Origin of the sequence: Xylophilus sp. GOD-11R (genome assembly GCF_033546935.1) — a bacterium.
Classification (GTDB): Bacteria; Pseudomonadota; Gammaproteobacteria; order Burkholderiales; family Burkholderiaceae_C; genus Xylophilus.
On record NZ_CP137854.1, the window covers coordinates 2,816,308 to 2,841,805 of the forward strand.

At 67.0% G+C, this 25,498-nt stretch carries 23 protein-coding genes; 17 read left to right on the forward strand and 6 right to left on the reverse strand.

Features of this window, described 5'->3' with window-relative positions; genetic code table 11:
* Window positions 1-143: 143 nt before the first annotated feature.
* Genes rplI through rpsF form a run of 4 tightly spaced genes read right to left on the reverse strand, consistent with a single transcriptional unit; the run spans window position 144 to window position 1,666 of the window.
* Window positions 144-596 (reverse strand): 50S ribosomal protein L9, encoded by a 453-nt coding sequence (gene rplI, locus R9X41_RS13180; protein ID WP_318630911.1) that lies wholly within the window; start codon window positions 594-596, stop codon window positions 144-146.
* 13 nt (window positions 597-609) lie between these two features.
* Window positions 610-891, reverse strand: a complete 282-nt coding sequence (gene rpsR, locus R9X41_RS13185; RefSeq protein ID WP_160554545.1) for a 30S ribosomal protein S18 — start codon at window positions 889-891, stop codon at window positions 610-612.
* A 16-nt stretch (window positions 892-907) separates the two neighbouring features.
* A complete protein-coding gene (gene priB / locus R9X41_RS13190; protein ID WP_318630912.1) occupies window positions 908-1,198 on the reverse strand; it encodes a primosomal replication protein N in 291 nt (96 codons plus the stop codon).
* 42 nt (window positions 1,199-1,240) lie between these two features.
* Window positions 1,241-1,666 (reverse strand): 30S ribosomal protein S6, encoded by a 426-nt coding sequence (gene rpsF / locus R9X41_RS13195; RefSeq protein ID WP_318630913.1) that lies wholly within the window; start codon window positions 1,664-1,666, stop codon window positions 1,241-1,243.
* Between the two features lie 268 nt (window positions 1,667-1,934).
* Here rpsF and grpE point away from each other — a divergent pair, with 268 nt between their 5' ends.
* The 7 genes from grpE to leuB all read left to right on the forward strand — a co-directional run bounded on the left by grpE (window position 1,935) and on the right by leuB (window position 10,428).
* Window positions 1,935-2,486 carry a nucleotide exchange factor GrpE gene (grpE, locus tag R9X41_RS13200; protein WP_318630914.1) on the forward strand — a complete coding sequence of 184 codons (552 nt, stop codon included), beginning with the start codon at window positions 1,935-1,937 and terminating at the stop codon, window positions 2,484-2,486.
* A 129-nt stretch (window positions 2,487-2,615) separates the two neighbouring features.
* Entirely contained in the window at window positions 2,616-4,556 is a 1,941-nt protein-coding gene (gene dnaK / locus R9X41_RS13205) for a molecular chaperone DnaK (protein ID WP_318630915.1), read from the forward strand.
* A 247-nt stretch (window positions 4,557-4,803) separates the two neighbouring features.
* The gene (dnaJ, locus tag R9X41_RS13210) at window positions 4,804-5,952 is read left to right on the forward strand and encodes a molecular chaperone DnaJ (protein WP_318630916.1); all 1,149 of its coding nucleotides are present in this window, start codon (window positions 4,804-4,806) and stop codon (window positions 5,950-5,952) included.
* A 148-nt stretch (window positions 5,953-6,100) separates the two neighbouring features.
* The gene (locus tag R9X41_RS13215) at window positions 6,101-7,039 is read left to right on the forward strand and encodes a LysR family transcriptional regulator (RefSeq protein ID WP_318630917.1); all 939 of its coding nucleotides are present in this window, start codon (window positions 6,101-6,103) and stop codon (window positions 7,037-7,039) included.
* 45 nt (window positions 7,040-7,084) lie between these two features.
* Window positions 7,085-8,503 carry a 3-isopropylmalate dehydratase large subunit gene (gene leuC / locus R9X41_RS13220; protein WP_318630918.1) on the forward strand — a complete coding sequence of 473 codons (1,419 nt, stop codon included), beginning with the start codon at window positions 7,085-7,087 and terminating at the stop codon, window positions 8,501-8,503.
* A gap of 144 nt (window positions 8,504-8,647) precedes the next feature.
* Window positions 8,648-9,301: a 3-isopropylmalate dehydratase small subunit gene (leuD, locus tag R9X41_RS13225; protein ID WP_318630919.1), complete on the forward strand. Its 654-nt coding sequence runs from the start codon at window positions 8,648-8,650 to the stop codon at window positions 9,299-9,301.
* Between the two features lie 47 nt (window positions 9,302-9,348).
* On the forward strand, window positions 9,349-10,428 hold the full coding sequence (gene leuB / locus R9X41_RS13230; RefSeq protein WP_318630920.1) for a 3-isopropylmalate dehydrogenase: 1,080 nt from the start codon (window positions 9,349-9,351) through the stop codon (window positions 10,426-10,428).
* 31 nt (window positions 10,429-10,459) lie between these two features.
* Here the strand turns inward: leuB and R9X41_RS13235 are convergent, their stop codons facing one another.
* Window positions 10,460-11,791 (reverse strand): sensor domain-containing diguanylate cyclase, encoded by a 1,332-nt coding sequence (locus R9X41_RS13235; RefSeq protein ID WP_318630921.1) that lies wholly within the window; start codon window positions 11,789-11,791, stop codon window positions 10,460-10,462.
* A gap of 312 nt (window positions 11,792-12,103) precedes the next feature.
* Between R9X41_RS13235 and asd the strand changes: the two genes are divergently transcribed.
* The 7 genes from asd to accD all read left to right on the forward strand — a co-directional run bounded on the left by asd (window position 12,104) and on the right by accD (window position 20,709).
* Window positions 12,104-13,213, forward strand: a complete 1,110-nt coding sequence (gene asd, locus R9X41_RS13240; protein WP_318630922.1) for an aspartate-semialdehyde dehydrogenase — start codon at window positions 12,104-12,106, stop codon at window positions 13,211-13,213.
* A 250-nt stretch (window positions 13,214-13,463) separates the two neighbouring features.
* A complete protein-coding gene (locus R9X41_RS13245; RefSeq protein WP_318630923.1) occupies window positions 13,464-16,070 on the forward strand; it encodes a motility hub landmark protein FimV in 2,607 nt (868 codons plus the stop codon).
* A gap of 19 nt (window positions 16,071-16,089) precedes the next feature.
* A complete protein-coding gene (gene truA, locus R9X41_RS13250; RefSeq protein WP_318630924.1) occupies window positions 16,090-16,890 on the forward strand; it encodes a tRNA pseudouridine(38-40) synthase TruA in 801 nt (266 codons plus the stop codon).
* Window positions 16,887-17,600, forward strand: a complete 714-nt coding sequence (locus tag R9X41_RS13255) for a phosphoribosylanthranilate isomerase (protein ID WP_318630925.1) — start codon at window positions 16,887-16,889, stop codon at window positions 17,598-17,600. The genes truA and R9X41_RS13255 overlap by 4 nt, the downstream gene beginning before the upstream one ends.
* Before the next feature lie 53 nt (window positions 17,601-17,653).
* Window positions 17,654-18,943, forward strand: coding sequence for a tryptophan synthase subunit beta (trpB, locus tag R9X41_RS13260; RefSeq protein ID WP_318635228.1), 1,290 nt, complete (start codon window positions 17,654-17,656; stop codon window positions 18,941-18,943).
* Complete coding sequence (trpA, locus tag R9X41_RS13265; protein WP_318630926.1) at window positions 18,940-19,749, forward strand: tryptophan synthase subunit alpha; 810 nt, start codon at window positions 18,940-18,942, stop codon at window positions 19,747-19,749. Before trpB ends, trpA begins: the two co-directional genes overlap by 4 nt.
* A gap of 87 nt (window positions 19,750-19,836) precedes the next feature.
* Window positions 19,837-20,709, forward strand: coding sequence for an acetyl-CoA carboxylase, carboxyltransferase subunit beta (accD, locus tag R9X41_RS13270; protein WP_318630927.1), 873 nt, complete (start codon window positions 19,837-19,839; stop codon window positions 20,707-20,709).
* Between the two features lie 95 nt (window positions 20,710-20,804).
* Here the strand turns inward: accD and R9X41_RS13275 are convergent, their stop codons facing one another.
* Window positions 20,805-21,359 (reverse strand): YggT family protein, encoded by a 555-nt coding sequence (locus tag R9X41_RS13275; protein WP_318635229.1) that lies wholly within the window; start codon window positions 21,357-21,359, stop codon window positions 20,805-20,807.
* A gap of 91 nt (window positions 21,360-21,450) precedes the next feature.
* Here R9X41_RS13275 and R9X41_RS13280 point away from each other — a divergent pair, with 91 nt between their 5' ends.
* The 3 genes from R9X41_RS13280 (at window position 21,451) to R9X41_RS13290 (ending at window position 25,498) form a co-directional block, all read left to right on the forward strand.
* The gene (locus tag R9X41_RS13280) at window positions 21,451-22,089 is read left to right on the forward strand and encodes an LON peptidase substrate-binding domain-containing protein (protein ID WP_318630928.1); all 639 of its coding nucleotides are present in this window, start codon (window positions 21,451-21,453) and stop codon (window positions 22,087-22,089) included.
* A 267-nt stretch (window positions 22,090-22,356) separates the two neighbouring features.
* Window positions 22,357-23,898: a lysine--tRNA ligase gene (gene lysS / locus R9X41_RS13285; protein WP_318630929.1), complete on the forward strand. Its 1,542-nt coding sequence runs from the start codon at window positions 22,357-22,359 to the stop codon at window positions 23,896-23,898.
* 34 nt (window positions 23,899-23,932) lie between these two features.
* The gene (locus R9X41_RS13290) at window positions 23,933-25,498 is read left to right on the forward strand and encodes a cryptochrome/photolyase family protein (RefSeq protein ID WP_318630930.1); all 1,566 of its coding nucleotides are present in this window, start codon (window positions 23,933-23,935) and stop codon (window positions 25,496-25,498) included.

Below are 25,498 nucleotides of genomic sequence, written 5' to 3' on the forward strand. Positions count from 1 at the left end.
CAGCCGGGTACGCGTCAGCGGATAAACCTGTGGAAAACCAGTGCATGAGCGGTGGAGCACCCTGTATGCATCCAGGATTTCACGGACGAAAAGACATGAAAAAGGCCGCCCGGAGGCGGCCTTCGCGATCGGGCGTTTAAGCCTCAGACCGATTCGCCGTACACGGTGACCGTGATCTCCACGACCACGTCGGTGTGCAGTTGCACGGCGACGGTGTTGTCGCCAACGGTCTTGATCGGGCCGTTGGGCAGTCGGATCTGGGACTTGGCAACCTTGTAGCCGTCCTTTTCCAGGGCGTCAGCGATGTCCTGGTTGGTGACGGAGCCGAACAGGCGACCGTCGACGCCGGCCTTCTGGGTCAGCTTGACGGTGCTGCCGGAAAGCTTTTCGCCGATGGCTTGCGATTCGGCCAGCTTGGCGGCTGCAGCCTTTTCGAGTTCGACGCGCTTGGCTTCGAATTCGGCCTTGGCCGAAGCGGTGGCACGACGTGCGCGGCCGGTCGGGATCAGGAAGTTGCGAGCGAAGCCGTCCTTGACCTTGACGATGTCGCCGAGGTTGCCGAGGTTCACGACCTTGTCGAGCAGGATGATTTGCATGACAGGTGACTCCTTAGATCTTGTGCTGGTCGCTGTACGGGACCAGGGCCAGGAAGCGGGCGCGCTTGATGGCGGTGTTGAGCTGGCGCTGGTAGATCGCGCGGGTGCCGGTCAGGCGTGCGGGAACGATCTTGCCGTTTTCGCCGATGAAGTCGCGCAGGGTGTCGACGTCCTTGTAGTCGATTTCTTCGACGCCGGCGACGGTGAAGCGGCAGAAGCGCTTGCGGCGGAACAGCAGCGATTGGGTGTTGCGCTTGGGACGCTTGTCCTTGTTGAAACGTTTCGGTCCGGGCATGGTGGACTCCTGAAAATTAAACCTGTTGAAAATCCTGGACGTGGAACACGACGGTCCGCGCACTGCGAGGTGAGGCCAGAAAACCGGTGAATCGCCACTGGCTGCCGATCTCCTGACCGGCCAGTCTTTCGGCGACGGAACCGATGGCGACCGCCTTGATATCCACTTTCACATCACGCTCCTGACCGGATTCGGTCATGCGGGAGACGTGTTCGATGCGCATGTCCAGTGCGGGCAGCCCGGCGGGCGTGTAACGCATGGGTTTCGCTTCGGAAATGAAGGCGGAGATCACAAGGTGGTTTTCCACTCCCTCGTAGCAAATGCTCGGGATCGCGCTCAGCGCGCCTGCTTAGCGGTCACCGCCACGATCGCCACGGTCGCCGCGATCACCGCGGTCCGGACGCTCGCCGGAAGCAGCGAACTCGGCCTGCTGGGCCTTGCGTGCTTCTTCGCGCTCGACGGTCTTCATCATGGAAGACGGACCGGTATCGGCCTTCTTGCGCAGGACGGTCAGGTGACGCAGAACGGCATCGTTGAACTTGAAGGCGTGCTCCAGTTCGGCCATCACAGCCTGGTCGGCTTCGATGTTGATGCACAGGTAGTGCGCCTTGGCCAGCTTGTTGATCAGGTAGGCCAGTTGGCGGCGACCCCAGTCTTCCACGCGATGGACCTTGCCACCGCCGGCGGTGATCATGCCCTTGTAGCGCTCCAGCATGGCCGGGACTTGTTCGCTCTGGTCCGGGTGGATCAAGAGAACGATTTCATAATGACGCATAGACTCTCCTTGTGGATGGGGCTCGACGCCTGCACTTGCAGGCAGCCCGGGTGGCAGTCGCCCGCTGCGTCTAAAAGCGGTACGACAAGGCAAAGCCCACGAGTATAGCCGCCATTGGCGGGTCGTTCAACAAAAGGCGACAGATTCATCTCATTCGCTCGCGGGCACCCCATTTTCCAAAGAAATAGCGTGTGCTCCTCTTGAAACCCCTCCCGACGTCCCAAGTTCAACGCGCGTGACATTCAACTTCCGCCCTTTTCAGAAAAAGATGAGCGAACAGAACCAAGCCCCCAACACGTCCACGGCCCAGACCCCGGAAGAGCTCGAAGCCGCGCTGCACGCGAACTCGGCCGACGCCCTGGCGCAAGCCCAGGCAGAACTGGCCGCGCTGCAAGCCAAGAGCGCGGAGCTGGCCGACCAATATCTGCGCGCCAAGGCCGAGGCCGAAAACGCACGGCGCCGCGCAGAAGAAGAAATCTCCAAGGCCCGCAAGTTCGGTATCGAGAGCTTCGCCGACAGCATGCTGCCGGTGGCCGACAGCCTGGACGCCGCGCTGCTGGTGAAGGAAGCCACACCCGAGCAGCTGCGCGAGGGTGTCGAGGCGACCCTTCGCCAACTGGTCGCGGCGCTCGAGCGCAACAAGGTCATGACGATCGCGCCGGCCGCCGGCACGAAGTTCGACCCGCACCAGCACCAGGCGATCAGCATGGTGCCGGCCGAGCAGGAACCCAACACCGTCGTCACCGTCCTGCAGAAAGGCTATTCCATCGCCGATCGCGTGCTGCGCCCGGCGTTGGTCACCGTGGCGGCTCCCAAGTAAGGCCTGCGCGACGCGCGGCCCCGGATGCCGTCGGGGGACGGCCGCTTTTCCGAAGGGTGCACCCCTTGAATCGCGCAAAGTTATCCACAACTCGACGACAACAGATTTTTTAGATCAGGAGAAATTCACATGGGCAAGATCATCGGTATCGACCTGGGCACGACCAATTCGTGCGTCGCCATCATGGAAGGCAACACCACCAAGGTGATCGAGAACGCCGAAGGCGCTCGCACCACGCCGTCCATCATCGCGTACCAGGAAGACGGCGAGATCCTCGTCGGGGCTTCCGCCAAGCGGCAGGCCGTCACCAATCCGCGCAACACGCTCTACGCGATCAAGCGACTGATCGGCCGCAAGTTCACCGAGAAGGAAGTGCAGAAGGACATCGACCTGATGCCCTACAAGATCGCCGCAGCCGACAACGGCGACGCCTGGGTGCAGGTGCGCGACAACAAGCTGGCGCCCCAGCAGGTGTCTGCCGAGATCCTGCGCAAGATGAAGAAGACCGCTGAGGACTACCTGGGCGAAGCCGTGACCGAGGCCGTCATCACCGTGCCGGCCTACTTCAACGACGCCCAGCGCCAGGCCACCAAGGACGCCGGCCGCATCGCGGGCCTGGACGTCAAGCGCATCATCAACGAGCCGACCGCGGCCGCGCTGGCCTTCGGTCTCGACAAGAACGAAAAGGGCGACCGCAAGATCGCCGTGTACGACCTGGGTGGCGGCACCTTCGACGTGTCCATCATCGAGATCGCCGACGTGGACGGCGAAAAGCAGTTCGAAGTGCTGTCGACCAACGGCGACACCTTCCTGGGCGGCGAAGACTTCGACCAGCGCATCATCGATTTCATCATCGGCGAGTTCAAGAAGGAACAAGGCGTCGACCTGTCCAAGGACGTGCTGGCCCTGCAGCGCCTGAAGGAAGCGGCCGAAAAGGCCAAGATCGAGCTGTCGTCGTCCGCTGCGACCGACATCAACCTGCCCTACATCACCGCCGATGCGTCCGGTCCCAAGCACCTGAACATCAAGCTGACCCGTGCCAAGCTCGAGAGCCTGGTCGAGGAACTGATCGAGCGCACCATCGCGCCCTGCCGGATGGCCATCAAGGACGCCGGCGTCGCCGTCGGTGAGATCCACGACGTGATCCTGGTCGGCGGCATGACCCGCATGCCCAAGGTGCAGGAAAAGGTGAAGGAGTTCTTCGGCAAGGAGCCGCGCAAGGACGTGAACCCGGACGAAGCCGTGGCCGTCGGCGCCGCCATCCAGGGCCAGGTGCTCTCCGGCGACCGCAAGGACGTGCTGCTGCTCGACGTGACCCCGCTGTCGCTGGGCATCGAAACGCTCGGCGGCGTCATGACCAAGATGATCGCCAAGAACACGACCATCCCGACCAAGTTCGCCCAGACCTTCTCCACCGCCGACGACAACCAGCCGGCCGTGACCATCAAGGTGTTCCAGGGTGAACGCGAGCTGGCTTCGGCCAACAAGTCGCTGGGCGAGTTCAACCTCGAAGGCATTCCGCCGGCACCGCGCGGCCTGCCGCAGATCGAAGTCTCCTTCGACATCGACGCCAACGGCATCCTGCACGTGGGCGCCAAGGACAAGGGCACCGGCAAGGAAAACAAGATCACCATCAAGGCGAACTCCGGCCTCTCCGAGGACGAGATCCAGAAGATGGTGAAGGACGCAGAGCTCAACGCCGCTGACGACAAGAAGAAAGTGGAGCTGGTGCAGGCGCGCAACCAGGCCGAAGGCGCGGTGCACAGCGTGCGCAAGTCGCTCGGCGAGCACGGCGACAAGCTCGAAGCGGGCGAGAAGGAAGCCATCGAGGCTGCGGTCAAGGACCTGGAAGAAGCCCTGAAGGGTGAAGACAAGTCTGCGATCGAGGAAAAGAGCAATGCGCTGATGACCGCCAGCCAGAAGCTGGGCGAAAAGATCTACGCAGCCGAACAGGCCGCCGGCGGTGCGCAGGCATCGGCCGAACAGCCGCAGCAGACCCACACGGCGACCAGCGCTCCGGCCGACGACGACGTCGTCGACGCGGAAGTGAAGGAAGTCAAGAAGGGCTGATCGCCACGAACGAGCGACAAGCCGGCCGGTAGGGAACATTCCCGGCCGGCCGGCTTCTCGCGTTCAGGACGAGGCTTGCCTTTTCGACCCCATGAGCGCCGGTTTGCTGACCATCAGCGGGCCGGCATGAGGCTTGCGAGATCGACCGGTGGCTCGCAGGCGCCCGGGACCTTGCGGCATCCGTGCCAGCCCGAGTGGCTGACCGCCGCATCGAGCGGACCTTCAAAACCGAATTAATGGAACGCTGATGGCGACCAAACGCGATTATTACGAAGCCTTGGGAGTGGCGAAGAACGCTACCGAGGAAGACATCAAGAAGGCCTATCGCAAGCTTGCGATGAAGTTCCACCCTGACCGCAACCAGGGTGATGCAGCCAAGGGCGCGGAAGAGAAGTTCAAGGAGGTCAAGGAAGCGTACGAGATGCTTTCGGACTCCCAGAAACGCGCCGCTTACGACCAGTACGGCCACGCCGGCGTCGACCCCAACATGCGCGGCGGCGGCGCCGGTGCCGAAGGCTTCGGCGGATTCGCCGAGGCCTTCGGCGACATCTTCGGCGACATGTTCGGCCAAGGCGGTGGCGGCCGGGGTCGCGCTGGCGCCGGGCGTCAGGTCTATCGCGGCGGCGATCTCAGCTATGCCATGGAGATCACGCTCGAAGAGGCGGCGCGCGGGAAGGAAGCGCAGATCCGCATTCCGAGCTGGGAAGCCTGCGAGGTCTGCCACGGCTCCGGCGCCAAGCCGGGCACCAGCGCCAAGACCTGCCACACCTGCAACGGCCAGGGCAGCGTGCAGATGCGCCAGGGCTTCTTCAGCGTGCAGCAGACCTGCCCTACCTGCCACGGCAGCGGCCGGGTGATTCCGGAGCCCTGCACCAACTGCCATGGCAAGGGGCAGGTCAAGAAGCAGAAGACGCTCGAGGTGAAGATTCCCGCCGGCATCGACGACGGCATGCGCATCCGCAGCGTGGGCAACGGCGAGCCGGGCACCAACGGCGGCCCGGCCGGCGACCTGTACATCGAGATCCGCGTGCGCAAGCACGACATCTTCGAGCGCGATGGCGACGACCTGCATTGCCAGGTACCGGTGAGCTTCATCACCGCCGCACTCGGCGGCGAAATCGAAGTGCCGACGCTCGCCGGCAAGGCGGCCATCGACATTCCCGAAGGCACCCAGGCCGGCAAGCAGTTCCGCCTCCGCGGCAAGGGCGTGAAGGGCGTGCGCGCCAGCTATCCGGGCGATCTCTACTGCCACATCGCGGTCGAAACGCCGGTGAAGCTCACCGAATACCAGCGCAAGCTGTTGCGTGAACTGGAGGAGTCGCTGAAGAAGGGTGGCGCCAAACATTCGCCCAGTGGCGAGAGCTGGACGGACAAGCTGAAGAATCTCTTCAGCTGATGGCCGGCGGGCCGGTCGACTTGATCGGTCCGCGCCGCCTGCTGGGTTGGGATAAGCGTAAATCCCGACGCCAGCCATCGCCATAGAAGATGGCAAAGATTAATTTCTGAGGGAAAATTGTAGGCTCATCGCAAAAGGCGATGCCACGATGAAGAACTCCGAACGCAATTTCGCCCGCCGTATCGACCTGACCTCGCTCCAGCTGTTCGTTGCAGTTTGCGAGCTGGGCAGCATCGGCCGGGCGGCGGAGCGCGAATTCATCGCCGCCTCCGCCGTCAGCAAGCGCCTGGCCGAACTCGAGGCTGCCGTCGACACACCCCTGCTCTCCCGCCACAGTCGGGGCGTCACGCTCACGCCGGCCGGCGAAAACCTGCTGCATCATGCCCGCTCGGTGCTGTTCGGCCTGGAGAAGATGCAGGGCGAGCTCAGCGAATACGCCGAAGGCGTGCGCGGCCACATCCGGATCCACGCCAACATCTCGGCCATCGTGCAGTTCCTGCCTGAAGACCTGGGCGCCTTCGTCGCGGCCCACGGCCGGGTCAAGATCGACCTCGAAGAGCATTTGAGCGCGGCCGTCGCGCAGGCGGTGCGAGAAGGTGCTGCCGACATCGGCGTCTGCCACCTCGCCGAATCCGCCGACGACTCCCTACAAAACCTGCCCTACCGCGAAGACCGGCTGGTGCTGGTGGTGCCGCAGGGCCACCGGCTCGCGTCGCAACAGCAATGCCTGTTCGCCGACGCCCTCGACTACGACATCGTCGGCCTGCATGCCGGCAGCAGCATCGGCCTGGCCATGCAACGCTCGGCCGCGCGCGCCGGCCGCAGCCTGCGCCAGCGCATCCAGGTCACCGGCCTCGACGCCATGTGCCGCATGATCGACAACGGCCTGGGCATCGGCGTGCTGCCGGACCGGGCCTTCGCCTTGATGAGCGGCGTCGGCGCCCTGCGCGCCGTCGCCTTGCAGGACGACTGGGCGCGCCGCGAACTGCGCCTGGTCGCCCGCGATTTCTCCGCCCTGCCCGCCACGACCCGCCTGCTGGTCGAACACCTCACCGCCGCCAGGCCGACGCTGCAAGCGGTCGCCTGAGGCCCCTTTCCCCTCCCCACGAACGCCACGAAAAGAAAGATCGCCATGGGACGCACGCTCTACGACAAGATCTGGGACGAACACGTCGTCCACACCGAAGAAGACGGCACTGCCGTGCTCTACATCGACCGCCACCTGGTGCACGAAGTCACCAGCCCGCAGGCCTTCGAGGGCCTGCGCCAGACCGGCCGCAAGGTCTGGCGGGTGAGCTCCATCGTCGCCACCGCCGACCACAACACGCCCACCACCGGCTGGGAGCGCGGCTACGACGGCATCACCGACCCGATCAGCAAGGAGCAGATCACCACGCTCGACGACAACATGCGGGACCTGGGCGCGGCCGCGTTCTTTCCCTTCATGCACAAGCGCCAGGGCATCGTTCACGTGATCGGACCGGAAACCGGCGCCACCCTGCCGGGCATGACCGTCGTCTGCGGCGACAGCCACACCTCCACGCACGGCGCCTTCGGCGCGCTGGCGCACGGCATCGGCACCAGCGAGGTCGAGCACGTCATGGCCACCCAGACGCTGCTGGCCAAGAAGGCCAGGAACCTGCTGATCAAGGTCGAAGGCGAACTGCCGCGCGGCTGCACCGCCAAGGACATCGTGCTGGCCGTCATCGGCCGCATCGGCACGGCAGGCGGCACCGGCTACACGATCGAGTTCGCGGGCTCGGCCATTCGCGCGCTCAGCATGGAAGGCCGCATGACGGTCTGCAACATGGCGATCGAGGCCGGCGCACGGGCCGGCCTGGTGGCGGTCGACCAGAAGACCATCGACTACGTCAAGGGCCGTGCGCTGTCGCCCACCGGCGTGGAATGGGACCAGGCCGCCGCCTACTGGAAAACGCTGCATTCCGACGCCGATGCGGTGTTCGACGCGGTCGTCGAGCTCGACGCCGGCCAGATCGTGCCGCAGGTCACCTGGGGCACCTCGCCCGAGATGGTGCTGGGCATCGACGCCCGCGTGCCCGACCCCGACAAGGAAAAGGACGCCAACAAGCGCGGCGCCATCGAGCGCGCGCTGACCTACATGGGCCTGGAACCGGGCAAGCCGATCGACGACATCGTGATCGACAAGGTGTTCATCGGCTCCTGCACCAACAGCCGCATCGAGGACATGCGCGAGGCCGCGGCCGTCGTCAAGAAGATCGGCCAGAAGGTGGCCAAGAACGTCAAGCTGGCGATGGTGGTGCCGGGTTCCGGCGTGGTGAAGGAGCAGGCCGAACGCGAGGGGCTGGACAAGATCTTCGTGGCCGCCGGCTTCGAATGGCGCGAGCCGGGTTGTTCCATGTGCCTGGCCATGAACGCCGACCGGCTGGAGCCGGGCGAGCGCTGCGCCTCCACCAGCAACCGCAATTTCGAGGGCCGGCAAGGCGCCGGTGGCCGCACGCACCTGGTGAGCCCGGCCATGGCCGCGGCCGCTGCCGTGCACGGCCATTTCGTCGACGTCAGGAGGATTTAGCTCCCCCCCAGGCTTCGCGCACTTCGTGTCGCTACGCCTACCTCCTGCCGGGGGCGACACTGGCGGCCCGGCAAAGCCGGTCCGCGGTATCCCTCGGAATAACCGGGCGGTGGCGTTGCAACCAACCTCGATCAAGGAATCACCATGCAAAAATTCACCGTACACCAGGGCCTGGTCGCCCCGATGGATCGCGAGAACGTCGACACCGACGCGATCATTCCCAAGCAGTTCCTCAAGTCGATCCGCAAGACCGGCTTCGGCGTGAACCTGTTCGACGAGTGGCGCTATCTCGACCACGGCGAGCCGGGCCAGGATCCGGCTTCGCGCAAGCCCAACCCCGATTTCGTGCTCAACCAGCCGCGCTATGCCGGCGCATCCGTGCTGCTGGCACGCAAGAACTTCGGCTGCGGCTCTAGCCGCGAGCACGCGCCGTGGGCGCTCGACCAGTTCGGCTTTCGCGCCATCCTGGCGCCGAGCTTCGCCGACATCTTCTTCAACAACAGCTTCAAGAACGGCCTGCTGCCGATCGTGCTGCCCGAGGCGACCATCTCGCAGCTTTTCGACGAAGTCGCCGCCTTCCCCGGCTACCAGCTGACGGTCGACCTCGAGCGCCAGGTCATCGTCAAGCCAGGCGGTGAAGAGATCGCCTTCGACGTCGCCGCTTTCCGCCGCTACTGCCTGCTCAATGGCTTCGACGACATCGGCCTGACGCTGCGCCACAAGGACAAGATCCAGGCCTTCGAGGCCCAGCGCCTGGCCACCAAGCCCTGGCTCGCCCACACCATGGCGGGCGCCTGAAAAGTCTGCACCGCTTCCATCCGATTCGATCCGAGAAAACCCAGAACATGACCCAGAAAATCGCCATCCTGCCGGGCGACGGCATCGGCCCCGAAATCGTCGCCGAGGCCGTCAAGGTGCTCGACGCGCTGAAGCTCGACCTGTCCCTGGAAACCGCGCCCGTCGGCGGCGCCGCCTACGAGGCCCACGGCCATCCGCTGCCGGACTCCACCCTGAACCTCGCCAAGGCTTCCGACGCGATCCTGTTCGGCGCCGTCGGCGACTGGAAGTACGACACGCTCGACCGCCCGCTGCGCCCCGAGCAGGCCATCCTCGGCCTGCGCAAGCACCTGGGCCTGTTCGCCAACTTCCGCCCGGCCATCTGCTACGAGCAGCTGGTCGCCGCCTCGAGCCTCAAGCCCGAGCTGGTGGCAGGACTGGACATCCTCATCATCCGCGAGCTCACCGGCGACATCTACTTCGGCCAGCCACGCGGCCGCCGCAGTGCGCCCGACGGCCACTTCCCCGGATCGGAGGAAGCCTTCGACACGATGCGCTACAGCCGCCCCGAGATCGAACGCATCGCCCACGTGGCCTTCAAGGCCGCGCAGAAGCGTGGCCGTCGCGTCACCAGCGTCGACAAGGCCAACGTGCTGGAAACCTTTCAGCTCTGGAAGGATGTGGTCACCGAAGTCGGCAAGCAGTACCCGGACGTCGCACTCGACCACATGTACGTCGACAACGCCGCGATGCAGCTGGTGAAGGAGCCCAAGAAGTTCGACGTGGTCGTCACCGGCAACATGTTCGGCGACATCCTCTCCGACGCCGCGGCCATGCTCACCGGCTCCATCGGCATGCTGCCTTCGGCGTCGCTCAACGAGCGCGGCCAGGGCCTGTACGAGCCGAGCCACGGCAGTGCGCCGGACATTGCCGGCAAGGGCGTGGCCAACCCGCTGGCCACCATCCTGAGCGCCGCGATGATGCTGCGCTTCTCGCTGCAGAAGCCCGAAGCCGCCGACCGCATCGAAGCGGCCGTGCAGAAGGTGCTGGCCCAGGGCCTGCGCACGGCAGACATCTATTCCGAAGGCACCACGCGGGTGAAGACGGTGGAAATGGGTGACGCCGTGGTTGCGGCGCTCGCCGGCTGATTCGCCACGGCGGGCATCGTGCGGCCGGGTTTCAGGCCGCTCGATCCAGCCCGGCCGCCACCCGGTTGCGGCCGGCGCGCTTGGCCGCATAAAGTGCCTGGTCGGCCGAGCGCAGCAGCGACGCGACGTCCGGCAGATCGGTCGCCGGCCGGCAAGCGACCGCACCCGCACTCACCGTGACCATGCCCAGTGGCGCCTCCGGATGCGGCAGGCCGAGCGCCTCCACCGCGGCGCGGATGCGGTTGGCCACCAGCCGGGCGCCGTTCTCGTCGGTCGCCGCCAGCACCACCACGAACTCTTCGCCGCCGTAGCGGCTCACCAGGTCGCCCGGACGCGTGACCTGCTCGGCCAGCGCCTGCGCCACCGCCCGCAGACAGTCGTCGCCCGCCAGATGGCCCAGGCGGTCGTTATAGGCCTTGAAGTAGTCGACATCGACCATGCAAACCGCCAGCGTCTCGCCTTCGCGCCGAGCCCGGGCGATCTCGCGCGCCAGGCGCTCGTCGAGATAGCGACGGTTGTAGAGGCCGGTCAAGTAATCCTGACGGGCGTACAGCTCCAACCGCTGGTTGGCGTCGGTCAGCTGCTGCTCGGCATGCTTGCGCGCGGTGATGTCGATCCAGGCCATCGACATGCCGACGACCGCGCCGAGCGCGTCGCGCAACACGTGCGGCGTGGCGTAGAACCAGCGGTCCTTCCATTCGAACTCGTGGCTCGGCAGCCGCATGTCCGCGTCCTCGTCGGCGCGGGCGAAATCGCCCTGCAGCTGACCGATGGCAGGCGGCATCACCTCGGCCACGAGCAGTCCGGCGACCTCGGCCAGCGGACGTTGCAGCAACGCCGCCATCGCCTGGTTGGCCATCACGATCGCGCCGGTGCGATCGACCGAGCACAGCACCACCGGCACCGTGTCGTACACCGCTTCGAGCTGCAGCACGCGCTCGCCCAGGGCCGAGATGTCGCGGTCGATGCCGCGATAGCCGCGCAGCTGGCCTGTTGCATCGAAAAGCGGGATGCCGCTGGTCTCCAGCACCACGATGCTGCCGTCGGGCCGCTGGTTGCGATTGACCAGTCCGGAGAACGGACGCGCGGCCTGCACGATCGCGCCGAAAGCCTCGCCAACGCGGGCGGCTTCTGCCGGCGGCATGAAGTCGAACGGCGTCTTGCCCAGCACTTCCTCGGGCGGCCGGCCCAGCAGGGCCATGACCATGGCCGAGCAATAGGTATAGCGCCCCTTCGCATCCACCTCCCAGACCCAGTCGCTGTTGTGATTGAGCAGGTCGTGGAGATGGGCCAGGTCGTCCTGGAGGGCGGGGAAGGTGGGATGGGCGTGAAAGGGGGGGGTCGGGCCGGCGGAATCGGGCATGGGAGGCCAGGGCATTGAATATCCGGAGCCTCGGAACTATAAGTCCCCATCGGCCGCTTCACGCATGTCCGGGCCATGACAGGATCCGCTACAATCCCCAGCCATGTTTGCCGCCCGCCCGTTCCCCCTGAACACCGCATCTGCCGCCCTGGCAGGCGGGGCCGCGCGCGCAATCACCACCAAAACCACGACCATTAAAGGCTGAACAGCCTGGTTCGTCGTGCGCCCTCCCTGGCCCAGACGAGCCAGGCGAAATCAGTCCGGTCGAGTTTTTTCGATTCACGATTTCTTCACTGAACGGGGCGTTTGAAAATGAGCAAGTTGGTAGGTCTGGTCGGCTGGCGTGGCATGGTCGGCTCGGTGCTGATCGATCGCATGCAGGCAGAAGGTGACTTCGACGTCATCGAGCCGGTGTTCTTCTCCACTTCCAACGCGGGCGGCAAGGCCCCGGCGCAGGCGCGGACCCACACCACCCTGCAGGACGCCCACGACGTCGAAGCGCTGAAGAAGTGCGACATCATCATCACCGCCCAGGGCGGTGACTACACCACCGAGATCTTCCCCAAGCTGCGCGCCGCCGGCTGGACCGGCTACTGGATCGACGCCGCCTCCACGCTGCGCATGAAGGACGACGCGGTCATCGTGCTCGACCCGGTCAACGACGACGTGATCCAGCGCGCGCTGGCCAAGGGCGTCAAGAACTACATCGGCGGCAACTGCACCAACTCCATCCTGCTGATGGGCCTGGGCGGCCTGTTCAAGCAGGGCCTGGTCGAGTGGGTCAGCTCCATGACCTACCAGGCGGCCTCCGGCGGCGGCGCCAACCACATGCGTGAACTGCTCAAGGGCATGGGCGTGGTGCACGGCGCGGTGGCCGAAGAGCTGCTCACGCCCTCCTCCGCCATCCTCGACATCGATCGCAAGGTCGCCGCCACCATCCGCGAAGACGTGCCGACCGAATTCTTCGGCGCGCCGCTGGCCGGCGGCCTCATCCCCTGGATCGACGCGCAGCTGGACAACGGCCAGTCCAAGGAAGAATGGAAAGGCCAGGCCGAGGTCAACAAGATCCTCGACACGCCCGCCGTCATTCCGGTCGACGGCCTCTGCGTGCGCATCGGCGCCATGCGCTGCCACAGCCTGGCCCTGACGCTCAAGCTCACGAAGGACCTGCCGCTGGCCGAGATCGAATCCATCATCAAGGCGGGCAACCCTTGGGTGAAGTGGGTGCCGAACGATCGCGCGGTGACGGTCAAGGAACTCACGCCGGCCGCCATCACCGGCGGGCTCGAAGTCGGCGTCGGACGGGTGCGCAAGCTCAATATGGGTCCGGAATACGTGTCGGCCTTCGTCATCGGCGACCAGCTTCTCTGGGGCGCCGCCGAGCCGCTTCGCCGCATGCTGCGCATCCTGCTGGCGAATTGAGTCGCCGAAGCGGGCTGACCGGCCTGCGCGTTGCGAGCAGACAACGCGCAGGCCGTCTCGACCACGGCCGCAGCGAGCGGCCACCACCAGCGGGACGCTTACCTTGTCACCAGTTGTGCATTGATGCTATGGTGCCTGCGCCCTATCAAGGTCGTCTGACTACGCCCGCTTCATGAGAATAAAGATCTGCACGGCCGCCAGTGCCGTCGACGGAAATCGCCCAGGCGCCTCGGTAGTGCCGGACCGCCCCTTGTCCCCTGCCCTCCGCAACCATCAGCGCAGTGCCGTCGGCGTCGCGGCGCTCCTGGCCATCGGCGCCTTTCTGCCCGCCTCGGTCCACGCCCTGACCCTCGGCGGCATGACCGTCCAGTCCAGCCTCGGCGAAGCGTTACGCGCAGAAGTCCAGGTCTTCGACCTGACCCCGGCGGAATCCTCGTCGCTCACCGTGCAGCCCGGCACGCCGACGACTTTCCGCAACGCCGGCGTGGAATACAACGCGGCACTCGCCGGCATGCAGATCAGCATCGAGCGCCAGCCCAACGGCCGTGCCGTGCTGCGCATGCTGGGCGCCCGCCCGGTCAACGAGCCCTTCCTCGACGTGCTGCTCGAAGCGAGCTGGGCCGGCGGACGGCTGTCGCGCAACTACACCGTGCTGCTCGACCCACCCACCGCCGGCCAGCGCGCCAGTGCGCCCGCGCCGCTGGCGCCGCAAATACCGCCGGCCGCCGCACCTGCCGCCGCGATCGCGCCTGCGCCGGTGCCACGCACGGTCGCCACGCCGGCCCTGCCCGCCAATCCTCGCTCGCCCGCGCCGGTGGCGCCGCCCGCCCAGACGGCCAGCGAAGTCACCGTACGCCCGGGCGACACCGCCGGCCGCATCGCCGCCCGCAACAAGGCGCCCGCCGTCTCGCTCGACCAGATGCTGGTCGCCATGCTGCAGGCCAACCCCGATGCCTTCATCGGCGGTAACGTCAACCGCGTGCGTGCCGGCGCGGTGCTCGACATGCCGAGCGATGCCGATGCCGCCGCGATTCCGGCCGACCAGGCACGGCAGACCGTCATCGCCCAGAGCCGCGACTTCAACGAATTCCGCCGCCGTCTGGCTGCCAGTGCGCCCACCACGGCCACGGTCGCGCCACAACGCCAGTCCGGTGGCAGCGTGCAGACCCAGGTGCAGGAACGACGCCCCGCCGCGACCGCGCCCGACCGGCTGACGCTCTCGAAAGGCACCACCGCCGCCGCTCCGTCGACGGCGGAAGCCGACCGCATCGCCCGCGCCAACCAGGAGCGCGACAGCGCCCAGCGGCTCGCCGAGCTCTCGCGCAACGTCGATGAACTCAACCGACTGAACGCCCGCCCCGGCAACAACGCCACGGCGGCTCCGCCGGCGTCGCCGGCGCCCACACCCGCCCCTGCTCCGGTGCCCACGCCGGCCCCCTCGCCCGAACCGGCTCCCGCACCGCCACCCGCGGCAACGCCCGCTCCAGCCACCGAGCCCGCAGAAGCACCGCCCCCCCCACCGGCGCCAGCCGAAGCACCGGCAGCACCGGCGCCTGCCACACCACCCGCGACCAGCCCCGCTGTCGCGCCGCAACCCACGCCCCCCGCCACCTTGCCGGTTCCTGCCGAGGACCTGCGCCCAAGCGACTCACTGCTCGACGGCACGCCTTTCGAAGACCCCAAGGTCATCGGCGTGGTCGGTTTGCTCGTCGCGCTGGTTGTGTCGCTGGTGTCCTATCGCACCATCCGCCGTCGACGCGGTCTGGCCGACGACCAGGGCTTCGTCGAAAAAGGCCCGGACTCCTTCTTCGGCGCCAGCGGCGGCCAGCACATCAACACCCGTGACGGCGGCCCGTCCACGCTCGCCACTTCCTATTCGCCCAGTCAGCTCGATGCCGGCGGCGAAGTCGACCCGATCGCCGAAGCCGACGTGTACCTGGCCTACGGCCGCGACGCCCAGGCCGAGGAGATCCTGAAGGAAGCGATCCGCAATCACCCCGATCGAACGGCGCTGCACGCCAAGCTCGCGGAGATTCACGCCAAGCACAAGAACCTGCCCGCCTTCCAGGCCCTGGCGGCCGAGGCCCACAAGCTGACCGGCGGCACCGGCTCCGACTGGGACCGCATCCAGGCGCTCGGCCAGGAGCTGGAGCCGGGCAATCCCCTGTTCAGCACCGCGGCTGCCGCCGGCGCGGGCCTGGCCGCCGGCGCTGTCGCCGCGGCGACCGCTGCCGCGCCGAGGCCATCGCCCGCCCCCGTCGAACCCGAACCGGAACCCGACGACGAGCCGGAAGAAGACATCACCCTCGATTTCGACCCGATCCCCGAGCCCGCACCAGCGCCTGCGGAACCGGAGCCCGAGCCAGAGCCCGAACTGCCGCCGTCGCTCGACCTCGACTTCGGCGCCTTCACGCCCGACACCGCCAGCCAGCGGCCCGCCCCGGTGTCGGCCCCTGCCGAAGAAGACACCGAGTTCGACCTCGACTTCAACCTCGACGATATCGGCCCGGCCGCCGAGCCCGCGCCGTCGCCCGCGTCGAATCCCGAGCCGATGCCTTCGCTCGACCTGAGCGGCTTCTCGCTCGACCTGGACGACGCGCCCGCCCCGGCTCCCGCACCGGTTCCGACACCCCCACCGGCGCCGACGCCTGCCCCGGCGCCGGTCGCCCCCGAACCGGCCACCGACCTACCCGAAATCGCCGCCGACGATGCCCTCGCCACCAAGCTCGCGCTGGCAGACGAGTTCAACGCCATCGGCGACGTCGACGGCGCGCGGCACCTGATCGAGGAAGTCATCTCCGAAGCCTCGGGCTCGGTGCGCGAGCGCGCCGAACGCATGCTGGCTTCGCTGCAGTGACGGCGCTGGAGTTGCGGTCTTGCGCATAGCGCTGGGCGTCGCCTACGACGGACGCGGCTACCAGGGCTGGCAGAGCCAGCGTTCCGGTCTCACGGTGCAGGACAAGCTCGAAGCCGCGCTCAGCGCATTCGCCGCCGTGCCGGTGCAAACCGTCTGCGCCGGCCGCACCGATGCCGGCGTGCACGGGCTGATGCAGGTCGTGCACGTCGACACCGACGTCGACCGCCCGCCCGCCTCCTGGGTACGCGGCACCAACCGCTACCTGCCGCCCGACATCGCGGTGCAGTGGGCGCAGCCGGTGGCCGACGATTTCCACGCGCGCTTCGTCGCCACCGCGCGCCGCTACGCCTATGTGCTGCTCGAATCGCCGGTGCGCCCGTCGCTCGAATCGGGCCGCGTGGGCTGGGCGTTTCGCCCGCTCGACGGCGATGCGATGCGCACCGCCGCCGCCCACCTGATCGGCGAACACGACTTCACCTCGTTTCGCGCCTCGTCGTGCCAGGCCTTGTCGCCGGTCAAGACGCTGCACCGCGCCGACATCGCCCGCAAGGGCACGGCCGGTTCCGCCACCGCCTACTGGCGCTTCGATTTCGAGGGCAATGCCTTCCTGCACCACATGGTGCGCAACATCATGGGTTGCCTGGTCGCGGTGGGCCAGGGCGGCCAGTCGCCGGACTGGATGCGCGATGTCATCGCCGCGCGTTCCCGCGACGCCGCCGCGCCCACCTTCGCGCCCGACGGCCTGTACTTTCTCGGCCCGGTCTACGACCCGCGCTGGGGCCTGCCTACGCGCACCCCCGCCTATGATTGGATTCCATGAGTCCGAGCTATCCCTCCCTGCAACGCACCCGCGTCAAGATCTGCGGCCTGACCCGTGAACAGGACGTCGACGCCGCCGTCGCCGCCGGCGCCGACGCGGTGGGCTTCGTCATGTATCCGCCGAGCCCGCGCCACATCACGGCCGAACGTGCCGCCGGGCTCGCCGCACGCCTGCCGCCCTTCGTCAACCCGGTGCTGCTGTTCGTCAATGCGACGGTCGATCAGGTCGACGCGGCCCTGGCCCGCGTTCCCGGCGCCATCCTGCAGTTCCATGGCGACGAAACGCCGGCGCAATGCCTGGCTGCCTCACGCGATGGCCGCATACCCTTTCTCCGCGCCGCCCGCGTACCCCTCGGTGCTGGAGCCGTTTTGCCGGACCTCGTAAAATACGCAGCCGATTTCGCCCAGGCCCGTGGCCTGCTGCTCGACGCCCATGTCGAGGGTTATGGCGGCGGCGGAAAGACATTCGATTGGTCACTTCTTCCTCCAAGCGTCGACGCTCACCTCGTCTTGAGTGGTGGACTCACGCCTGCAAACGTGGGCGACGGCATCGTCGCGCTGCGATCGCGGGGTAAGTCCCTCGCGGTCGACGTGAGCTCCGGCGTCGAGGTGTCCAAGGGCATCAAGGACGCCGACAAGATCTCCCGGTTCATTTCCGCCGTGCGCGCCGCCGATGCGCGCATCGCCTCCCTTCCGTCATCTTCTTCCTGACCGACCACCGGCCTCGCCGCGATGGTCGGCGCAGACCGAGGTAATCCATGTCATTGCAGAACTACCAGCAGCCCGACGCGTCCGGGCATTTCGGCATCTACGGCGGCACCTTCGCCAGCGAGACGCTGACCCACGCCATCCGCGAACTGCGCGACGCCTACGCCCAGTACCAGCACGACCCGGCCTTCCTCGAGGAATTCCGCTATGAGCTCGCGCACTTCGTCGGCCGCCCGTCGCCGGTCTACCACGCCGCGCGCACCAGCCGCGAGATCGGCGGCGCGCAGATCTACCTCAAGCGCGAGGACCTCAACCACACCGGCGCCCACAAGATCAACAACGTGATCGGCCAGGCCATGCTCGCCCGGCGCATGGGCAAGCCGCGCATCATCGCCGAGACCGGCGCCGGCCAACACGGCGTGGCCACCGCCACCATCTGCGCCCGCTACGGCCTGGAATGCGTCATCTACATGGGCAGCCAGGACGTAAAGCGCCAGAGCCCCAACGTCTACCGCATGAAGCTGCTCGGCGCTACCGTGGTGCCGGTCGAATCCGGCAGCAAGACGCTGAAGGACGCGCTCAACGAAGCCATGCGCGACTGGGTCACCAACGTAGAAAACACCTTCTACATCATCGGCACCGTCGCAGGCCCCCACCCCTATCCGATGATGGTGCGCGACTTCCAGAGCGTCATCGGCAACGAATGCCTGGTGCAGATGCCGCAGTTTCTCGACGGCGGCCAGCCCGACGCGGTCATCGCCTGCGTCGGTGGCGGCAGCAACGCCATGGGCATCTTCCACCCCTACATTCCGCACCAGAACACCCGGCTGATCGGCGTCGAAGCCGCCGGCGAAGGCCTGGACAGCGGCAAACATTCGGCCTCCATCCAGCGCGGCAGCCCCGGCGTGCTGCACGGCAACCGCACCTACCTGCTGCAGGACGACGACGGCCAGGTCATCGAAACGCACAGCATCAGCGCCGGCCTCGACTACCCCGGTGTGGGCCCCGAACACGCCTACCTGGCCGACATCGGCCGTGCCGAATACGTCGGCATCACCGACCAGGAGGCGCTCGACGCCTTCCACCACCTGTGCCGCACCGAGGGCATCATCCCGGCGCTCGAATCCAGCCACGCCGTGGCCTATGCCATGAAGCTTGCCGCCACCATGCGGCCCGACCAGTCCATCCTGGTCAACCTCTCCGGCCGGGGCGACAAGGACATCGGCACCGTCGCCGACCTGTCGGGTGAAGACTTCTACGACCGACCGTCCATGCGCGGCCACCTGGTCAAGGGCGCCGAAGCCGCCGCCACCGCCGGCGCCAAGGGCGTGGGGACCCAGTCATGAGCCGCATCGCCGCCACCTTCGAGCGCCTGCGCGCACAAGGCCGCAAGGCCCTCATTCCCTACGTCACCGCCGGATTTCCGTTCGCCGACATCACGCCCGAGTTGCTGCACGGCATGGTCGAAGCGGGCAGCGACGTCATCGAGCTCGGCGTGCCGTTCTCCGACCCCATGGCCGACGGGCCGGTGATCCAGCAGGCCGGCGAGCGCGCCCTGGCCATGGGCACCGGCACGCAGCAGGTGCTCGATATCGTGCGGACCTTCCGCGCCCGCGACGCCGACACCCCCATCGTGCTGATGGGCTATGCCAACCCGGTCGAGCGCTACGAAGGCCGCCACGGCGCCGGCAGCTTCGCCCGCGACGCCGCGACCGCCGGCGTCGATGGCGTGCTGGTGGTCGACTACCCGCCCGAGGAAGCCGCCGATTTCGCCGCACAGTTGCGCACGCACGGCCTCGACCTGATCTTCCTGCTGGCACCCACCAGCACCGACGAGCGCATGGCCGAGGTCGCGCGCCTGGCCAGCGGCTACGTCTACTACGTCTCGCTCAAGGGTGTGACCGGCGCCGGCCACCTCGACACCGGCGCGGTCGAGGCCATGCTGCCGCGCATACGCCAGCATGTGTCGATTCCGGTCGGCGTGGGTTTCGGCATCCGCGACGCAGCCACCGCCAAGGCCGTCGGCCGGGTCGCGGACGCGGTCGTCATCGGCAGCCGACTCATTCAGCTGATCGACAACCAGCCCCGCGAAAATGTCGTGCCGGCAGCCCGGGAATTCCTTTCCGGTATCCGGCAAGCGCTCGACCAGTAAAATCTTGTGTTCCGACGGTGCCGCCCCCGGCGCCGTCGGCCGTTCTTTCCCCGGCCGAAAGCCTTCGGCTCCATCGGAGACCCGCCCATGAGTTGGCTCGAAAAACTGCTCCCCCCCAAGATCGCCAAGACCGACCCGAACGAGCGCCGCCAGGTGCCCGAAGGGCTGTGGATCAAGTGCCCGAGCTGCGAGACGGTGCTCTACAAGACCGACCTGGAACACAACCAGAATGTCTGCCCCACCTGCGGCCACCACCACCGCATCGGCGCCCGCGCCCGGCTCGACGCCTTTCTCGACGCGGAAGGCCGCTACGAAATCGGCCAGGAAGTCCTGCCGGTCGACGCGCTCAAGTTCAAGGACAGCCGCCGCTACCCCGAGCGGCTCAAGGAAGCGCTGGAGAACACCGGCGAAACCGACGCCCTCATCGTCATGGGTGGTGCGGTGCACAGCATCAACCTCGTGGTCGCCTGCTTCGAATTCGACTTCATGGGCGGCTCCATGGGCAGCGTCGTCGGCGAACGCTTCGTGCGCGGAGTCGAAACCGCCATCGAGCAGAAGGTGCCGTTCGTCTGCTTCACTGCTACCGGCGGCGCCCGCATGCAGGAAGGCCTGCTCTCGCTGATGCAGATGGCCAAGACCAACGCCGCGCTGACCCGCCTGGCCAAGAAGGGCCTGCCCTACATCAGTGTGCTGACCGACCCGACCATGGGCGGCGTTTCTGCCGGTTTCGCTTTCGTGGGCGACATCGTCATCGCCGAACCACGCGCCCTCATCGGCTTCGCCGGACCGCGCGTCATCGAATCGACCGTGCGCGTCACTTTGCCCGAAGGATTCCAGCGCGCGGAGTTCCTGCAGACCAAGGGCGCGGTCGACCTGATCTCCGACCGCCGCCAGCTGCGCAAGACCATCGCCAGCTCGCTGGCCATGCTGCAGCGCCAGCCGGCCGACGCGGTCGAATAATCGCCGGCGCCGATCCGGCGCACCGACCTATAAAAAAAGCGGGGCCTCGTTCGACGAGGCCCCGCTTTTTTGTACGGGCCGGAATGCAGGCGCGATCAGAACATGCCGATCACCTCGGCCTGCAGCGCCCCGAGCAGCATGCCGATCACCTGCAGGATCAGCAGCAGCACCAGCGGCGAGAAATCGAAGCCACCTACCTGAGGCAGCGCGCGCCGCAGCGGCGTGAGCAACGGGGCACATACCCGGTCGAGCACCGGCAGGATCGGCGAAAACGGCTGCACCCAGCTCAGGATCGCCAGGATCACCAGCAAGGCGGTGAACATCGAGATCGCCAATTGCGCCAGGCCGAACAGCGCCACTACCGGCAGTACGTAGATACCCGAACGCGCTCCCAGCAAGGCCCACAGCAACAGCAGCTTGGCCAGCACCAGCAGGTAGGCGGCCAGCAGGCTGGAGGTGTCCCAGCCGGAAATCGAAGGCACCAGCTTGCGAAGACGCAGCACGATCCAGTCCGACAGCGCCATCACCAAGCGCCCGACCGGGTTGCTGAAGGGAATCCGCTGGCGCTGCATCACGAACCGCACGAGACAAGCACCGCCCACGACGGAAACAAGGGCATCCAGCAAGAACGAAACGATCTGGTACAGCAACATGAAATCATCCGGATTACAGGGTTTGCCGCTACCGGCCGGCGGCGGCCGTGGGATGATAGTCGGCCGCCGCGCGCCTTCCGCGATTCACATGTCGACCGATCTCAGTCTCCGCTCCCTGCCTCTGTTCCCCCTGTCCACGGTGCTGTTCCCCGGCGGGCTGCTGCCGCTGCGCGTTTTCGAGGTTCGATACCTGGACATGGTGCGGCGCTGTCACGAAACCGGCGCGCCCTTCGGCGTGGTCGCGCTCATCGCCGGCAACGAGGTGCGGCAGGCCGGTGGCGCCAGCGAGGTTTTCCACGATGTCGGCACCCTGGCGCGCATCGACGCTTTCGAGAGCCCGCAGACTGGCCTGATCATGGTTCATTGCGTCGGCGAACAGCGCTTTCGCATCTCGCGGCGCGAGCAACTGCGTCACGGCCTGTGGGTGGCCGATGCCGATCCGATCGCCGACGACATGGAAGTCGAGGTGCCGGAAGACCTGAAACCCGACGCCGACGCGCTGGCGCAGCTCATCGAAACCCTGCAGCAGCGCCGCGACGTGCCCGACGCGCCGCCCCTGCCGCTGTCGCCGCCCTGGAAGCTGGACGATTGCGGCTGGGTGTCCAACCGCTGGTGCGAGCTGCTGCCGCTGTCGACCGAACTCAAGCAGCGCTTGATGGCGCTGGAAAATCCGGTGGTGCGCCTGGAACTCATCGGCGACATCCTGGCCCGCAACGGCATTGCCTGACGGGAAGGCATGCATGAATCTTCTGCGCGTCCCGATCTCGCGTCTGCGGTCCTCGACGTACACGAGTACGTCTGCGGTCCTTGACGCAAGCTCGGGCCTGCTCGACAACGATTCCTTCACGCCTTCCCGCTCCCCGGGCTGACGTCGGGGTGAAGGAAACCCTGGATCGCGCTTCGCTTGCGATCCGGCAATCCCGCCCTCACGACAATTTAGAATCACGGACTGGCCCGCTCGGGCCGTTTCCATTTCTGCCGTCTGCGCCCATTCATGTCCGACCAAAACGCCACCCCCGCCGCCGCTCCTGCACAGGACGAAAACCAGCTCATCGCCGAACGTCGCGAGAAGCTGCGCACCCTGCGCAGCGCTGCGGCCGCGAGTGGCGGTGTCGCGTTTCCGAATGACTTCAAGCCGTCCGACCGGGCCGAGGCGCTGCAGGCAGCCCACGCCGAAACCGACGCCGAGGTTCTCGAAGCCACGCCCGTCGCGGCCAGCGTCGCCGGCCGCATGATGCTCAAGCGTGTGATGGGCAAGGCGAGCTTCGCCACGCTGCAGGACGCCACCGGCCGCATCCAGCTCTACGTCACCCGCGATGCGCTCGGTGAAGAAGCCTACGCCGAGTTCAAGCGCAGCGACCTCGGCGACATCCTGGGCGCCGAAGGCACCCTGTTTCGCACCAAGACCGGCGAGCTGTCGGTCAAGGTTTCCGCCCTGCGCATGCTCACCAAGAGCCTGCGGCCGCTGCCCGACAAGTTCCACGGCATGGCCGACCAGGAGCAGAAATACCGTCAGCGCTATGTCGACCTGATCATGGACGACGCCGCCCGCACCCGCTTCAAGGCGCGCAGCCAGGCGGTGAGCGCGCTGCGCGAATTCATGGTGTCGCACGGCTTCCTGGAAGTCGAGACGCCGATGCTGCACCCGATCCCCGGCGGCGCCAACGCCAAGCCCTTCGAGACGCACCACAACGCGCTCGACCAGCAGATGTTCCTGCGCATCGCGCCGGAGCTCTATCTCAAGCGCCTGATCGTCGGCGGCTTCGAACGCGTGTTCGAGATCAACCGCAACTTCCGCAACGAAGGCATCTCGGTCCGGCACAACCCCGAGTTCACCATGATGGAGTTCTACGCGGCCTACTGGAACTACCGCGACCTGATGGACTTCACCGAAGCCCTGGTGCGCGACGCCGCCCAGAAGGCCTGCGGCTCGCTGCAGATCAGCTACGGCGGCAAGCCGGTCGACCTGTCGGTGCCCTTCCAGCGCCTGACCATCCGCGAAGCCATCCTGGCCCACACCGACACCACCGAAGCCCAGGTCGAGGACGCCGCCTGGCTGACGGCCGCCCTGCGCAAGCTCGGGCTCTCAGAAGAAAAGAACCGCCTGTCCGGCCGCAGCCTGGCCAGCCTGCAGGTGCTGTTCTTCGAGGAGACGGTGGAAGAGAAGCTCTGGCAGCCGACCTTCATCATGGAACACCCGACCGAGATCAGCCCGCTGGCCCGCGCCAACGACGAGCGGCCCGAGGTCACCGAGCGCTTCGAGCTCTACATCACCGGCCGCGAATTCGGCAACGGTTTCTCGGAGCTCAACGACGCCGAAGACCAGGCCGCGCGTTTCCAGTCGCAGGTCACCGCCAAGGACAGCGGCGACGACGAAGCCATGTACTTTGACCACGACTTCGTGCGTGCCCTCGAATACGGCATGCCGCCCACCGGCGGCTGCGGCATCGGCATCGACCGCCTGATGATGCTGCTGACCGACGCGGCCAGCATCCGCGACGTGATCCTGTTCCCGGCCCTGCGCCGCGAAGGCTGACCGGCCGATCGTCCGCCACCAGCCGCAGCGCGACATGAACACCCCGCTGCGCAACCTGGTGCTGGTGCTTGGCGACCAGCTCGATCCGGCATCGTCGGCCTTCGACGGTTTCGAAGACCGGCAGGACGCGGTGTGGATGGCCGAGGTGGCCGAGGAAAGCACCCATGTCTGGTCGAACAAGGTGCGCTCGGTCATGTTCCTGGCGGCGATGCGGCATTTCGCCGAAAGCCTGCGCGCCGTGGGCCGACCGCTGCACTACCAACGCCTGGACGCCGCCGACAACGCCGGCACCCTGGCCGCGCAGCTGAAGACCGACATCGCCCGCCTGCGCCCTTCCCGTCTGGTGATGACTGCTCCCGGCGACTGGCGCGTGCTGCGGCAGTTGCGTGGCGTGGCCCGCGCCGCCGGGCTGGCGCTGGAGATCCGCGACGACCGGCATTTCTATTGCAGCGTGCGCGACTTCGCCGCCCATGCCCGGGCGCAGCCGGAGCTGCGCATGGAGTTCTTCTACCGTGAGCAGCGCCTGCGCCACCGCGTGCTGATGGATCCCGAAAACCCGGACCAGCCGGCCGGCGGCCGCTGGAATTTCGACCCGCTCAACCGAAAGACTTTCGACGCCGCCGGCCCCGGCATGCTGCCCGAGCGGCCCCGCTTCGAGCCCGACGCCATCACGTGCGAGGTGATCGAACTCGTCGACCGACACTTCGCCGATCACCCCGGCAAGCTGCAGCACTTCGACTGGCCGGTGACACGCGCGCAAGCCTTGCAGGCGCTGCAAAACTTCATCGAAGACCGCCTGCCCTGGTTCGGCCATTTCCAGGACGCGATGTGGCCGAAAGAACCCTGGCTCTACCACTCCCAGCTCTCGGCAGCGCTCAACCTGAAGCTGATCGATCCGCGCGAAGCCGTGGATGCCGCCGTCGCCGCCTGGCAAGCCGGCCGCGCGCCGCTGCACTGCGTCGAAGGCTTCGTCCGGCAGATCCTGGGCTGGCGCGAATACGTGCGCGGCATCTACTGGACCCAAATGCCCGGCTACCTGGAGCGCAACGCGCTCGACGCCCAGCACGACCTGCCGCCCTGGTACTGGACCGGCGAGGTCGACATGGCCTGCCTGCGCGACGCCATCACCCAGACCCTGGACCTCGGCTACGCCCACCACATCCAGCGCCTGATGGTGACCGGGCTCTACGCGCTGCTGCTGGGCGTGGAGCCGCAGCAGGTGCACGCCTGGTACCTGGCGGTGTACGTGGATGCCGTCGAATGGGTGGAACTGCCCAACACCCTCGGCATGAGCCAGTACGCCGACGGCGGGCTGATGGGCAGCAAGCCGTATGTGGCCAGCGGCCGCTACATCGAAAAGATGAGCCCGTACTGCCGGCAATGCCGATTTCGGCCGGCCGAACGCACTGGCCAAACTGCCTGCCCGTTCACCACGCTGTATTGGGACTTTCTGATACGCCACCGAACCTGGCTGGCCGAGCAGCCGCGCATGGCGCAGCAGGTGCGCAACTTGGAGCGGATCGATGCCGACGAACGCGCCGCCATCGCCGTGCGGGCCGACGCCATCCGCCAAGGCGGGCTCGACACGCCCGCCGCCTGA